The sequence below is a fragment of the Elusimicrobiota bacterium genome, assembly GCA_040757695.1.
In the GTDB taxonomy this organism is placed as follows: Bacteria; Elusimicrobiota; UBA8919; order UBA8919; family UBA8919; genus JBFLWK01.
Genome location: JBFLWK010000012.1, coordinates 1 through 15240, shown reverse-complemented (window position 1 = coordinate 15240; position 15240 = coordinate 1). Strand labels below are relative to the sequence as shown.

Below are 15240 nucleotides of genomic sequence, written 5' to 3'. Positions count from 1 at the left end.
ATTTTTAGGGACAAGGCGAAGGAGGATAATTCTATGCTGATAGAACTTTTGGCAATTACACCAGATGCAGAAAAATTGGTTGAGAACGCGGGAAGAACATGTTATATGTCGTTTGATAAAAAAACAGCAGGATCTGAAAAAAGGTTTATACAGGGCTTAATAAAAGCAGGGCATACATCTGTCTTGGAGCATGCGTATGTAACATTTCGGCTTAAAGATGTCTCGCGGGCATTCACACATCAGCTTGTTAGGCACAGGCTGTGTGCATTTTCACAGCAGTCACAGCGCTATGTTAACGAAAAAAATTTTACATACATAACACCTGAAAAAATTAAAAATAATGATGAAGCAAAAAAGTTATATGACAACTTTTTAGAAAATGCAAGAGATATCTACACAAGACTCCAATCACTGAATATCCCAAATGAAGACGCCCGATATATTCTGCCTAATGCATGTTGTAGCGAAATAGTTTTCTCAACAAATTTCCGAGAGTTAAGGCATATATTTGAAGTTCGTGGTTCTAAACGAGCACAATGGGAAATCCGAGAGGTATGTATTGAACTGCTAAAAATTATCAGACAAAAAGCGCCATCTGTATTTGGTGATTTTGTCATTGATGAAAAAGAAAGAACAATTATAAAGGGGTGAGAGGGAAAAATATGGCGTTTTTTATAGGCAGAGAGAAAGAAATAAAACGGGCTTACGGGTTTGATGAGATAGCACTTGTGCCGTCAACTGTGACGGTAGATATTGATGATGTAGATATCTCCACAAAAATCGGGAATATAGAATTAAAAATTCCGTTTTTAGCGTCTGCAATGGATGGTGTGGTGGATGTAAAGTTTGCAGACGCCTTTAGCAAACTCGGTGGTTTGGCAGTGCTTAATTTAGATGGTGTCCAGACAAGATATAAAAACACACAACAAGTAATTAGAAAAATCAAAGATGCTTGTAGAAAAAAAAATTCAACCGAAATTATTCAGGAAATTTACAAACAGCCAGTAAAAGAAGAACTAATATCAAAACGAATAAGCGAAATAAAAAAAAGAGGCGGGATTGCTGCTGTCTCAACAATTCCCAAAAATGCCGAACGATATTCAAAAATTGCTGAAGAAGCCGGCTGTGATATTTTTGTAATACAGTCAACAGTTACAACTGCAAAGTTTATTTCTACAAGACAGCAAACGATTGACTTAAAAAAAATCTGTAGTTCAGTTAAAATCCCTGTTATTATTGGAAATACAGTCACATACAATGCAGCACTTGAACTATTGGAAACCGGCTGCTGTGGTATTCTGGTTGGTGTCGGTCCTGGTGCTGCCTGTACAACAAGAGGTGTTTTGGGAATAGGTGTCCCACAGGTTACAGCAATTATTGATTGCGCATCTGCGAGAGATTCCTATTACAAAACTACAGGAAGATATGTTTCTGTAATTGCTGATGGTGGAATGATAACTGGTGGCGATATTTGTAAAGCATTCGCTTGTGGAAGTGATGCTGTGATGATTGGCAGCGGGTTTGCCCGTGCAGAAGAATCGCCAGGTCGCGGCTGGCATTGGGGCATGGCAACCTCGCATAAGAATCTGCCCAGAGGAACAGGTATATATGTTGGTATCTCTGGAAAACTTGAAGAGATACTATTTGGACCAGCAAAAACTGACGATGGCACACAAAATCTGGTTGGTGCCTTAAAAACCAGTATGGGTTCACTCGGTGCAAAAAATATAAAAGAGATGCAAAAGGTTGAAATTATACTTGCACCTGAAATAAAACACGAAGGCAAAATTCTACAGAAAAAACAAGGTGTTGGGATGGGAAAATGATTGTAATACTGGACTTTGGGTCTCAATATACCCAACTTATTGCAAGAAGAATTAGAGAATTAAATGTATTCTCTGAAATTCTGCCATATAATACTTGTAGTGTTGAACTGCTGAAAAAGTCACCTTCCGGAATTATACTGTCAGGCGGACCTGCGTCTGTTATTTCAAAAAATTCACCTACTTGTGACACTTATATTTTCAATTTAGGAATTCCTGTGTTAGGTATATGTTACGGAATGCAACTTCTGGCAAAGATATTTGGCGGTAAAGTTGTAAATGGAAAATTACAAGAATACGGGAAGTCAGAAATCTGTGTTGACAGAAAGAATCTGCTTTTTCACAGGTTACCGAAACAATTCAATGTATGGATGAGCCATTCTGATAGAATAAAAATATTACCAAAAGGATTTGTTAAAATAGCAGAAACAAAAAATATTGAATATGCAGCGTTTATGAATCTCAACAGAAACCTGTATGGTGTTCAATTCCATCCCGAGGTTGTTCATACAGAATATGGTAAAAAACTACTTGAGAATTTTGTTTTTAATATAGCCAAATCAAAAAAAGATTGGAACTTGAAATCATTTATCAGCCAGGAAATAACCGAAATAAGAAAGAAGGTTCAGAATTCCAAAGTTATATGCGGGCTTTCAGGTGGTGTAGATTCTTCAACTACTGCGATGATATTAAAAAAGGCAATTAGTAAAAATGTTATTCCTATCTTTGTAGATAACGGGCTGTTGCGAAAAGAAGAGCCCGAACGAATACGGAATATATTTGGTAAGAAATTCCGTCTTGAAATCCATTTTGTTGAGGCCCAAAAAGTTTTTCTAAAAAAATTGAAATATGTTACAAATCCTGAACGAAAAAGGAAAATTATTGGACGACTATTTGTAGAAGTATTTGAAAAAGAGGCAAAAAAAATTAAAGATGCAAAATTTTTAGCACAGGGAACATTATATCCTGATTTGATTGAATCTCAACCTGTGAAAGGACCATCTTCAAAAATAAAATCACACCATAATGTAGGCGGGCTACCTGAAAAAATGAACCTTGAACTTGTTGAGCCACTGAAGTTTTTATTCAAAGATGAAGTCCGAACTATTGCAAAACAACTTGGGTTACCAAATGAGATTGTTTATCGGCAGCCATTTCCAGGTCCTGGATTAGCAATAAGAATTATTGGTGAGATAACAGAAGAAAAATTGAAAATTTTGAAAGATGCCGACTATATATTGATTGATGAAATGAAAAAGTCAGGGTATTACTATAAAGTATGGCAATCGTTTGCAATTCTTTTACCTGTGAAAACCGTCGGGATTAAAGGTGATAGACGCAGTTATGAAAATGTGATTACTATAAGAATAGTTGAAAGTACTGATGGAATGACTGCTGATTTTTCAAGAGTTCCATATCAATTACTTGAAAAAATATCAACCAGAATTGTGAACGAAGTAAAAGGCGTGAATAGAGTGGTTTATGATATTACCTCAAAACCACCTGCAACAATAGAATGGGAATGATAGACACGGAATAGAATCGGAACAAAACACGGAACAGACACAGAACAGTTCTGCTTCAGTTCCGTGCAGGAGTTCCGTGTCAGTTCTGTGTAATGAGCGAAGAGAATGAAACTGCTATATCGCGGGAAAGTGCGTGATGTATACGAATTTGATGACGATAAACTGCTGATTGTTGCAACCGATAGAATTTCTTGTTTTGATTTTGTTCTACCGACCTTGATTCCTGAGAAAGGTAAAATTCTAACAAAAATATCTTTGTTCTGGTTTGACTACTTAAAAGAAATTATTGATAACCATTTAATTTCAGCTGATACTGATATTGAAGAATTCAAGAGTCGTACAATGCTTGTAAAAAAAGCCAAACGAATAGATATTGAATGTATTGTCCGTGGTTATCTATCAGGTAGCGCATGGGAAGAGTATCAACAAAATTATTGCTGTGTCTGCGGGAATAAATTGCCGTTAGGACTTAAAGAATCAGAAAGACTGCCAGAGCCGATTTTTACACCATCAACAAAGGCGCCCGACGGCAAACACGATATCAATATCAAAGAAGCAGAAGCAGAACAAATTGCAGGAGGTGAAATTGTTAAAATTATCAAAGAAAAAAGTATAATGTTATACAGGAAAGCATCTGAATATGCACTATCAAAAGGAATAATAATTGCAGATACAAAATTTGAGTTCGGAATAGTAGATGGTAAAGTTATTCTGATTGACGAAGTTCTTACACCTGATTCGTCAAGATTCTGGGATAAAGCGAAATATCAAGCAGGCAATCCGCAGGAGAATTTTGATAAACAGTTTGTCAGAGATTATCTTGAAAAAATAAAATGGAATAAACAGCCGCCAGTTCCAGAGCTTCCAGAAGATATTGTTCAAAAAACAAAACAACGGTATCTTGAAGCACAAAGGAGATTATGTGGCTGAATATAAAATTTTTGTAAAATGTAAGGATAAGGTTTTTGATGCAGAAGCAGAAAAAATTAAAAAAGATATTTTTGCGATGGGCGTCAAAAAAAAATTATCTGTAAAGATAGCACAGATATACAAGATTTCCGGCAGTATTTCTTTTAGAAAAATAAAAAAAATCTGTACGGCTTTGCTTGTTGACCCGCTTATACAAGTAATAAATATAAACTTTGAATCACAAAATAAATGTTTGGCAGTTGAGGTTTATTATAAAAATGGTGTCACAGATACCGTTGCAGAAACAGTAAAAATTGGAATAAAAGATATGGGTATAGGTAATGAACTGTTTGTAAAGACGGGTAAAAAATACTTTTTTGAATCTATTCCGCGATTATCAAAAAAGGAATTAAAACTAATAGCCAAAAAAATACTGGCAAATACCGTCATCCATAACTACAGGATAACAAATGGAAATTAAAATACTTACTGCTACCAAACCAGAACTGCAAAAAATTAGTAAGAAATACTTGCTGGCATTAAATCTTGAAGAGATGGTTACAATTCAGAAGTATTTTCAAACACTTAAAAGAAATCCAACCGATGTAGAACTTGAAACACTCGCACAAACATGGTCTGAACACTGTAAGCATAAAACTTTAACTGCTGAAATAAAATACAGATGGAAAGATGGAAAGATGGAAAGATGGAAAGAAAAAACATATAATAATCTGTTGAAGGAAACGATTTTCAAAACGACTGAAGAACTGAATAAAAAATGGTGTCTGTCTGTTTTTAAGGATAATGCCGGAGTAATTGAGTTTGATAAAAGAAACGCGGTTGCTTTCAAAGTTGAAACACATAATCATCCGTCTGCAATAGAACCATATGGTGGTGCTGGGACAGGTATCGGCGGTGTTATTCGTGATATCTTAGGTGTAGGCTGCGGTGCAAAACCAATTATGAATACTGATATTTTCTGTTTTGGCTCATATAATTATCCGTATAAAAAATTGCCTGAAAATATTCTGCATCCAAAAAGAATTTTTAATGGCGTTGTAGCAGGTGTTAGGGACTATGGTAACCGTATGGGTATACCTACTGCAAATGGTAGTATAATTTTTGATGATGGTTATATATATAATCCACTGGTCTACTGCGGAACTATAGGTATTATGCCCAAAAACAAAATATCCAAAAAAGTTGTTCCAAATAATTTAATTCTGGCTGTCGGCGGAAGAACAGGCAGAGATGGTATTCACGGTGCTACATTTTCGTCATTATCGTTAGAAAAAAATATACCTGCAAGCGTAGTTCAGATAGGCAACCCGATTGTTGAAAAAGAACTTGTAGATACAATCCTTCAAGCACGTGATAAGAATCTTTACAACGCAATCACTGACTGCGGTGCTGGTGGGTTTTCGTCTGCTATTGGTGAACTTGCAATTCTGTCAGGTGGTGCAAAGGTATTTTTGGAAAAAGCACCATTAAAATATCAAGGGATTGAACCCTGGGAAATATGGGTTTCTGAATCACAAGAAAGAATAATTCTTGCGGTTCCAAGAAAAAATATTGAAAAAATAATGGAATTATTTTTTGGTGAAGATGTAGAGGCAACTGTGCTTGGCGAGTTCACTGATACAGGCAAACTGGAAGTATTCTATAAAAATGAATTGGTCTGCTCTATTGATATGGATTTTCTGCATAACGGAGTGCCGACAAAAAAAATGGTTGCTGTTGAGCCAAAAACCGAAAAAAAATGTTTCCGTGTTTCCGCAAACACGAAAACATTAAATCCAGTTTCTACATTAAAAAAACTCCTAACATCACTAAACGTATGCTCAAAAGAATCTGTTATCCGTCAGTATGATTATGAAGTTCAAGCCCAGACAGTAATAAAACCAGTTGTAGGAATAAAAAATGATGGGCCTTCAGATGCGACTGTTCTGAAACCGTTTTTTGATTCCTATCGCGGTATTGTTGTTTCAAATGGAATAAATCTGTATGGCAAAATTGACTCTTATTCTATGGCGGCATCTGCAATTGATGAGGCATTAAGAAACATTATCGCAGTTGGCGGCGATTTAGAAAGAACAGCACTTTTAGATAATTTTTGTTGGGGTGAATTAGAAAAACCGGAACAACTCGGCGGGCTTGTAAGAGCGTGTGAAGCCTGTTATAATATCGCAAAGGGGTTTGGAATACCGTTTATCTCGGGCAAAGATAGTTTAAATAATAAATACATAGTAGTAAATCAAAAATCAAAAATCAAAAATCAAAAATCAGTATCCATTCCACCAACGCTTTTGATTTCTGCGATTTCTGTTGTAAAAGATGTAAGAAATTGTATAACTATGGATTTAAAAAAAGCAGGGAACCCAATTTATATTGTTGGTATTACAAAAAATGAATTTCCACCAACGGTTGAACCGAAAACAGCAAAAAAACAGATGTGCGCTTTACAAAAAGCAATTGAAAATAATTGTGTTGCATCATGTCACGATTGTTCAGACGGCGGGATTGGTGTTTGTATAAGCGAGATGTGTTTCTCAGGTGAATTAGGCGCAGAAATTAACTTATCAAAAGTTCCTTATCAACCTAACCATCTGATTTTATTTTCAGAAACCAATTCAAGATTTATTGTTGAAGTAAAAAAGGAAAAAGAACAGGAATTCAGCAAAATTCTTAGCGGAAATACTTTTGCAAAAATTGGAACAGTTACCGAAGCCAAAAGATTAATTGTTACAGGAAGTACTGGCAAAAAAACAATTGATGCTGATATTTTTGAATTAAAAAAGTGCTGGCAGAAAACATTGTTACAATAAAATGACGATATGGAAAGAATAAAATTCACGTCTATGAACCCCAATACTAACTCAAAAAAAATTATTTGCTATGCAGTGTTAGTTTTGATATATTTGACTGTTTCTTATTTCAAAATTATTACTATTAACAAAGAATTGCTACTTCATAAAGAAGAGCCCGATACTCTGTTGTTCTTTACAGAATCCGCATTCCAATATAGATACGCAAAAATGATAGCTGAAGGCAATCGGGTTCCTGAAATAGATATAAAAGCACAATGGCCGGAGGGCATAAAACCTTATTCAGAACTGACAATGCTTATGCCGATGGTTCACGGATATACTTATAGAATATTTATTAAATTCTTTCCAAAAGTTCCATTTCATATCTATTTGTTTTACTTTATCTGTTTCTATACAAGTTTAACCGTTTGTATTGTTTTTATCATTTCTAATATGTTATGGAAAAATTTAATTGCCGGACTTATTTCAACAATTTTTTATGCAACCTCTTGGTCTAGTTTCATACGCACAATGCCACAAGGTGGATTTTTCACATATAACCTAGAAGATTTTACATTATTGTTGATTTTCTGTAGTTTTATGTTTTTTGTCAGTAGTATTAAAGAAACACGTTCAAAATATTCTTTATTGTTGGGTATAATCTCAGGATTATTTATTTTGTTGTCTTTCTGGAGTTGGCATTTCGCAAAATTTTATTTTTATGTATTTACTATCGCTGTTACGATAACAGCCGTTTTCTGTGTTCTCCGAAACAGGCACTATAATTTATGTGAAACTATCGGTGGTTTTGTTATTATTCCAACCATTGGTAGTCTGTTTTTACCAGTAACCCGACTTGCAGTGTTTAGTTTGCCAATGTTTATATTATATGGACTATTTTTATACTTTTTTTTACAGAAAAAATTTTCATATAATTCAATTGGCAAAAAATTGTTATTACTATGTCTGATTTTGATTTGCTGTGCAACAGTGATATTTATTAGAAATGCAGAATCTGAATATACACATGTTTGGTCACTTTTTATAGACAAACTACATTTTTTAGGTGTAAAACCTGAAAGCCCATCGTCGCTTTCGTTTGAAAGTCGGGCGCTATGGACTGGAGATTTTAATACCACAAATGTACTGATAACTATATTCTATCTTTCAAGTTTGTTAATTTGGGGATTGTTGGGTGGATATTCACTTTTTATTAAAAAGATTTTAAAGAAAAATGAAGAGGTTGAAAAACTTGCTCATATTCTTTTATTTTTGGTTTTCATCGGATTTGGGATATTATATGTAATGATAGTGCGGCTTCATGTTTTTATATCTTTCTTTTTAAGTGTATTATGCGGATGTCTCTTTTTAATGAAATTCCCAAAGATTATAAAATCATTTATCATTTCTTTTTTAGTAATGACTATTTTATGGGAAATATATGAAATACCCAATTATAAAGGAATAGGATTGAAAAATTTAATAATGTTGAGGTACTTTCAACACGAAGACACCATAAAAAAAATACCAAAATTTGTTATAGTTGAATTAAAAGAATGGATACAAAAAAACACTAATTCTGAAAATGCTTTTCTTACCAGTTTTGAAACAGGGCCAATAATACTTTTGTCTGCTGACCGTCCTATTATTATTCATTCAAAATTTGAAACATCAATAATGCGTGATAAAGTTAAAGAATTTACATTTGCACTTTATAATAATGATGAAAAAAAATTCTTTACACTCTGTAAAAAATATAATGTTTCTTATTTCTTATATCAACCTTTTTTATTATTTGAAAAAGGAATTGAGTCAAAACGATATCAAGCAGAAGCATTAAATCTATTAAAAACCTCCTTGTGTTATAGATTCCATTTTCAACCAGAAAGTTTTAAGCATTTTCAATTAGTATATCAAAATATGAATTCCCGTGTCTATAAAATAGTTAAGAATAATATATTGGTTCGGGAACTTCCATATATTGCTCTTTATGATGTGAACTTATACAACCAAAAAAAGATAGACAATTATTTTAATGAAGAATCGGTTTCTGCAGTGGTTGAAAAGTATTATAGAGGTATTGAGTGGTTTGTTCATGGAATTAAATTTACTGCTAATGGGGAATATGATGAAACAATTAAATGTAATCTAAAAGGGTCAGAAGAAGGTTATCCAGAATATCGGTTTTATTCAGAGATTGGTAATATCTATGCTCTTAAAAAAGAATATAAAAAAGCAATACCATATTTAGAAAAAGCAATTAAACTTGCACCTGAAGAAAGCGATTTACAACTTACATTAGCCCAATTATATTATTTAACAGGGGAGATACAAAAATCTTTAAAAGAAGCGGAAAAGTTACTTAAAAATAATCCACAAAATAATAAAGCATTACTTATTATTAGTACCATAAAAGCTGAAAGATATTAAAATAGAGGTTATGATGATTAAAAAATTTGTTTTTGTCACCGGTGGGGTTGTATCATCATTAGGGAAAGGCATCACAACTGCATCTATTGGATTACTCCTTAAAAGCAGAGGGCTTAAAATAACTGTGTTAAAAATAGACCCTTACCTGAATGTTGACCCTGGAACGATGAGCCCGTATCAACACGGTGAGGTGTTTGTGACAGAAGATGGCACAGAAACGGATTTGGATTTGGGATATTACGAACGCTTTTTAGATATGAATATGTCTAAAGAAAATAATTTTACAGCAGGACAGGTATATGAAACCGTCTTACGAAAAGAACGTAATGGCGATTATTTGGGAAAGACTATCCAAGTAATACCGCATATTACCGACGAGATAAAAAATAGAATCAAAAAAACTGCACAAAACTCAGAGATAACAATTGTAGAACTCGGTGGAACAGTTGGGGATATAGAAGGCCTCCCATTTTTAGAGGCAATCAGACAGTTCAAAATAGATGAAGGTTCGGAAAATGTTTTGTATATCCATCTTACTTTGATTCCATATATTCAAGCAGCAGAAGAATTGAAAACCAAACCAACACAGCAAGCCGTCGGTAAACTCAGAGAAATAGGTATTGAGCCGAATATCATTATAGCGAGATGTGAAAAACCACTGACCGACGAGATAAAATCCAAAATTTCGTTATTTTGTAGTGTAAAAAAAGAAGCAGTAATAGAAGAACAGGATGTTGGCGCTGAAAATATTTATTCAATTCCGCTGATTCTGAAAGAACAGAAATTAGATAAAATTATATTGAAGCATCTGAAATGCCGTGCTAAAAAACATAATTTAACAGAATGGAAGAAAATGGTTGAAAGTAAAAAAGAATTCACCCGAGAAGTTCAAATCGGTATTTGCGGAAAATATACCGGATTAAAAGACGCATATAAAAGCGTAGATTCGGCTTTAATTCACGCCGGACTTAAAAATAAAACAAATATAAAAATAAAATATATTGATGTTGAAAGCAAATTTTTGCAGAATGAATTAAAAACTGTGGATGGTATAATTCTGCCGGGTGGTTTTGGTGAAAGAGGAATTGAAGGAAAAATAAAGGTTGCAGGATATGCAAGAGTAAATAAAATCCCATTTTTAGGAATTTGTCTGGGAATGCAATGTGCAGTAATTGAGTTTGCAAGAAATGTATGTGGGCTGAAAAATGCTAATAGTACTGAATTTAATCCTGAAACCTCATATCCTGTAATTGACTTATTGCCACAACAGAAAAAAATTAAACTCAAAGGCGCAACAATGCGACTTGGAAGTTATCCTTGTAAGTTAAAAAAAAATACAACCTCTCAAATCGCATACAAGGTAAAAAATATCTCTGAACGACATAGACACCGTTATGAGTTTAATAATGAGTTTAGAAAAAAATTGGTAAATAGTGGACTTGTAATTGCTGGTGAATATAATGGTCTCGTTGAAATTGTTGAGTTAAAAAAACATCCATGGTTTGTGGCAACACAATTTCATCCGGAGTTTAAATCAAGACCATTAAAGCCGCATCCCTTGTTTGTTGCATTTGTGAATAAAGCACGGAATAGACACAGAACCTAACACGGAACGGAAGCAGAACTATTCAGTGTCAGTTCCGTGTATAAGTTCCGAGTCAGTTCTGTGTAATGAGCGAAGCGAATCTATGAAAAAGGTTAAAGTTTTAGTACTAAAAACAGCAGGGACAAATAATGATATTGAAACAGCACAAGGATTTAATTTGGCAGGTGCAAGTTCTGAAATCGTTCATATAAATAGATTTTTAAGAAAAGAAAAAAAAATCTCCGAATATAAAATTCTGGCAATACCCGGTGGATTTTCGTATGGCGACGATATTTCGGCTGGTAAAGTTTTTGCAAACAAGTTAAAATATAAACTAAAAGCCGAAATAATAAAATTTGCAAAAACAGGAAAACTTATTATCGGAATTTGTAACGGCTTTCAGGTGCTTGTAAAATCAGGACTTCTTCCATTTGTAACCGACAGGCAATCAGTAACACTTGGATGGAACGACTCCGGAAAATTTGAATGCCGATGGGTGTATCTGAAAAAAAATCAAAAATCAAAAATCAAAAATCAAAATTTTTGGATACGAAATCTGCCAGAAATTATTCAACTACCAATTGCACATGCGGAAGGCAAATTTTATGCAGATAATGAAATAATTGAAAAATTGGAAAAACAGGGTCTGGTTGTCTTCAAGTATTGTGATGAAACAGGAAATAGTGCAGAGTATCCATACAATCCTAATGGTTCAATTGATAATATCGCAGGAATAATGAATCCTGACGGTAATATTCTTGGTTTAATGCCACATCCGGAAAGATTCGTAACAAAATATCAGTATCCTGTTTGGACAAGAAATAAAACTATTGAACCAGTTGGACTTGCTATTTTCAAAAACGTAGTAGAATATGCTAGAACAAAAATATAATGTTAAGTTTTGTCTTCCACTTAATTACTTAATCGCTTAATCACTGGCTTTATATGTGTGGAATTTTTGGTGTCTATAATCATAGTGAATCAGCAAAGTTGACATATCTCGGACTTTATGCGCTCCAGCATCGTGGACAGGAGTCAGCAGGAATCATTTCGTCTGATGGTAAAAGATTTTTTAGTAAAATCGCTACCGGATTAGTTGCTGATGTTTTTACAAAAGATGAGTTAAACAAACTTAAAGGTTCTTGTGCAATCGGGCATGTGAGATACTCAACATTTGGTTTGTCTAATTTAACAAATGCGCAGCCGTTTGCAATAAATTATTCAAACGGCAACCTCGCAATTGCACACAATGGGAACCTTTGTAATGCTAAATCGTTAAAAGAAAAACTGGAGAGAGACGGTTCTATTTTTCAGACATCATCAGATAGTGAAGTGTTTCTTCATCTTATTGCAAGATCAAAAAAGATTGGGCTTGAACAAAAAATAATTGATGCCATATCACAAATTAAAGGTGCCTATTCGTTACTTTTTCTGTTGAATAAAAAACTTATCGCTGTCAGAGACCCTTTGGGATTCAGACCGCTGTGTATTGGCAAATTAAAAAATTCATATATTGTATCGTCAGAAAGTTGTGCGTTTGACCTCATTGGTGCAAAATATATAAGAGATGTAAAACCAGGTGAAATAGTATCTATTTCTGACGGCAAAATTGAGTCAGTCCAGTTCTGCAAAACCAGAAGAAATGCATTCTGTATATTTGAGTTTATCTATTTCTCAAGACCTGATTCAAAAGTTTTTGGAAAATCAGTTTATAATGTTAGAAAAAATCTTGGAAGACAACTATCAAAAGAATCAAAAACTGATGCTGATATTGTAATCTCGGTTCCTGATTCAGCAAATGCTGCTGCCGTTGGGTTCTCTGAACAGTCAAAGATACAATACGAAATTGGTTTTATCAGGAATCATTATGTAGGCAGGACATTCATAGAGCCACGACAGGAAATCAGAAATTTTGGAGTAAAAATAAAATACAATCCTGTAAGTGAAACACTGTATCAGAAAAATATCGTGCTGGTTGATGATTCAATCGTTAGAGGCACAACATCTAAGAAACTTATCAAACTACTAAGAAAAACAGGTGTAAAAAAAATACATCACCGAATAAGTTCGCCACCAATTAAATATCCTTGTTTTTATGGTATTGATACCCCCAAAAAATCTGAACTTATTGCTGCAAAAAAATCTGTGGATGAGATAAAAAAATTTTTTGATGACGATACACTATATTATCTTTCTATTGACGGCTTGATAAAAGCAACAGGATTAAAAAAAGACGATTTCTGTCTCGCCTGTTTCACAGGAGATTATCCAATAAAATGAGAATTCTTGTGATTGGGTCCGGTGGCAGAGAACACGCAATTATCTGGAAATTAAAACAATCAAAAAATGTAAATAAAATTTTTTGTATTCCCGGTAACGGCGGTATTTCTCAAATTGCCAAATGCGAAAAAATTGATATTTTGGATTTCGTCAGTATTTCCGAGTTTATAATTAAAAATAAAATTGATTTAACTGTTGTAGGACCTGAACTGCCACTTTCAGAAGGTATTGTTGATTATTTTACAGAAAGAAAATTAAAAATTTTTGGCTGTAATAAAAAATCAGCACAACTTGAGTCAAGCAAGATTTTTGCAAAACAGTTTATGAAAAAGTATAATATCCCAACAGCATCTTTTAATATCTTTGAAAAGCATGATGATGCTTTAAGATATCTTCAATCTCCAACCTCCAATCTCCAATCGGTTGTCGTTAAAGCAGATGGCCTCTGTGCTGGGAAAGGTGTTTTTGTCTGCAATTCAAAAGAAGAAACAGAAAATACAATCAAAAAAATAATGGTTGATAAAATATTCGGTACTGCAGGTGAAAAAGTTGTTATTGAAGAAAAACTTATAGGACAAGAAACATCGCTTATCGCATTTTGTGATGGTAAAACAGTTTTACCGCTAATTCCATCACAAGACCATAAAAGAGTTGCCGACGGTGATAACGGCGAAAATACTGGTGGTATGGGTGCATATTCACCTGTAAAAATCATTACTGAAAAAGATACAAAAAAAATATTTGAAAATTTTATAGAAGGAATCAAAAAAGAAAACCTTCAATTCAGTGGCATAATCTATGCTGGAATAATGATGACATCTGCCGGCCCGAAAGTACTTGAATTCAATGTTCGTTTCGGCGACCCTGAAACCCAGACGATACTGCCGTTGATGAAGAGTGATTTATTAGATTTGTTTTTAGCAACTGTTGATGGTCCACTTGCAAAATGTAAAATTGAATGGTATGATAAATACTGCGTGTCTGTTGTTTTAGCATCAGGTGGTTATCCCGGCAAATATGAGATAAATAAAGAAATTCACGGTATAAAAAAAATTAAAAATGTGCTTGTTTTTCATGCTGGAACAAGAATTGAAAACAACAAGTTTTTCACAACCGGGGGCAGAGTTTTGAATGTGTGTGCGATTGGTAAAACATTGGAAGTGGCAATATCTAAAGCATACAAGGATGTTAAAAAAATAAAATTTGAAAATATGCATTACCGTCGGGATATTGGTTCAAAAGGAGTTTTATGAAAAAACCGATTGTAAGTGTCGTAATGGGAAGCGATTCTGATTTGCCTGTGATGAAAAGTTGTGCAGAAATGCTTGAGTTTTTTAAGATACCTTTTGAGATGACAGTTATCTCTGCACATAGAGCGCCTGAAAAAACAAATTTATATGCCAAAAATCTTACAAAAAATGGGATTCAAGTTGTTATCGCAGGTGCAGGAGGTGCGGCGCATCTTCCCGCATCTGTCGCATCGTTAACAACGATACCAGTGATTGGTATTCCTATAAAAACGGAAACACTTTCAGGTGTTGATTCGCTTTATTCAATCGTCCAGATGCCAAAAGGTGTTCCAGTCGCTACTGTTTCAATAAATGGCTCTGCAAATGCTGCGATTCTTGCCTGTGAAATATTATCATTAAACAATACGCACCTTAAGAAAAAACTTAATCAATACAAAAAAGACCTTGAAAAAAATGTCTTGAAAAAAGATGTAAAACTTAAAAAAGTTGGTTACAGGAGATATATATGAGTGTGCCAAGAAAGTTCCTTGAATTCTTGTCGGTGGAAGTCCGAACTGGATAAAGGGTAGCGACCAGTCCAACACCAAATCCCACAGTTAATAAGGCAACGAACTAACTGATGCTGGGATG

Annotated in this window: 12 protein-coding genes; all 12 read left to right on the top strand. The window is 34.1% G+C overall.

The window, feature by feature from the left end; translation table 11 throughout:
- Nucleotides 1-33 precede the first annotated feature (33 nt).
- Nucleotides 34-651, top strand: coding sequence for an FAD-dependent thymidylate synthase (gene thyX, locus AB1349_03720; protein MEW6556445.1), 618 nt, complete (start codon nucleotides 34-36; stop codon nucleotides 649-651).
- Between the two features lie 11 nt (nucleotides 652-662).
- Nucleotides 663-1826, top strand: coding sequence for a GuaB3 family IMP dehydrogenase-related protein (locus AB1349_03715; GenBank protein MEW6556444.1), 1164 nt, complete (start codon nucleotides 663-665; stop codon nucleotides 1824-1826).
- Nucleotides 1823-3349, top strand: coding sequence for a glutamine-hydrolyzing GMP synthase (guaA, locus tag AB1349_03710; protein ID MEW6556443.1), 1527 nt, complete (start codon nucleotides 1823-1825; stop codon nucleotides 3347-3349). Before AB1349_03715 ends, guaA begins: the two co-directional genes overlap by 4 nt.
- A 105-nt stretch (nucleotides 3350-3454) precedes the next feature.
- On the top strand, nucleotides 3455-4279 hold the full coding sequence (locus tag AB1349_03705; GenBank protein ID MEW6556442.1) for a phosphoribosylaminoimidazolesuccinocarboxamide synthase: 825 nt from the start codon (nucleotides 3455-3457) through the stop codon (nucleotides 4277-4279).
- Nucleotides 4272-4739 carry a phosphoribosylformylglycinamidine synthase subunit PurS gene (locus tag AB1349_03700; protein ID MEW6556441.1) on the top strand — a complete coding sequence of 156 codons (468 nt, stop codon included), beginning with the start codon at nucleotides 4272-4274 and terminating at the stop codon, nucleotides 4737-4739. The genes AB1349_03705 and AB1349_03700 overlap by 8 nt, the downstream gene beginning before the upstream one ends.
- Nucleotides 4729-7083: a phosphoribosylformylglycinamidine synthase subunit PurL gene (purL, locus tag AB1349_03695; protein ID MEW6556440.1), complete on the top strand. Its 2355-nt coding sequence runs from the start codon at nucleotides 4729-4731 to the stop codon at nucleotides 7081-7083. Before AB1349_03700 ends, purL begins: the two co-directional genes overlap by 11 nt.
- Before the next feature lie 9 nt (nucleotides 7084-7092).
- Nucleotides 7093-9495 carry a tetratricopeptide repeat protein gene (locus AB1349_03690; protein MEW6556439.1) on the top strand — a complete coding sequence of 801 codons (2403 nt, stop codon included), beginning with the start codon at nucleotides 7093-7095 and terminating at the stop codon, nucleotides 9493-9495.
- A 16-nt stretch (nucleotides 9496-9511) separates the two neighbouring features.
- Nucleotides 9512-11101 carry a CTP synthase gene (locus tag AB1349_03685; protein ID MEW6556438.1) on the top strand — a complete coding sequence of 530 codons (1590 nt, stop codon included), beginning with the start codon at nucleotides 9512-9514 and terminating at the stop codon, nucleotides 11099-11101.
- 82 nt (nucleotides 11102-11183) lie between these two features.
- The gene (purQ, locus tag AB1349_03680; GenBank protein MEW6556437.1) at nucleotides 11184-11972 is read left to right on the top strand and encodes a phosphoribosylformylglycinamidine synthase I; all 789 of its coding nucleotides are present in this window, start codon (nucleotides 11184-11186) and stop codon (nucleotides 11970-11972) included.
- Between the two features lie 53 nt (nucleotides 11973-12025).
- A complete protein-coding gene (gene purF / locus AB1349_03675; protein MEW6556436.1) occupies nucleotides 12026-13360 on the top strand; it encodes an amidophosphoribosyltransferase in 1335 nt (444 codons plus the stop codon).
- Complete coding sequence (purD, locus tag AB1349_03670; protein ID MEW6556435.1) at nucleotides 13357-14613, top strand: phosphoribosylamine--glycine ligase; 1257 nt, start codon at nucleotides 13357-13359, stop codon at nucleotides 14611-14613. Before purF ends, purD begins: the two co-directional genes overlap by 4 nt.
- The gene (gene purE, locus AB1349_03665) at nucleotides 14610-15119 is read left to right on the top strand and encodes a 5-(carboxyamino)imidazole ribonucleotide mutase (GenBank protein MEW6556434.1); all 510 of its coding nucleotides are present in this window, start codon (nucleotides 14610-14612) and stop codon (nucleotides 15117-15119) included. Before purD ends, purE begins: the two co-directional genes overlap by 4 nt.
- Nucleotides 15120-15240: the final 121 nt, after the last annotated feature.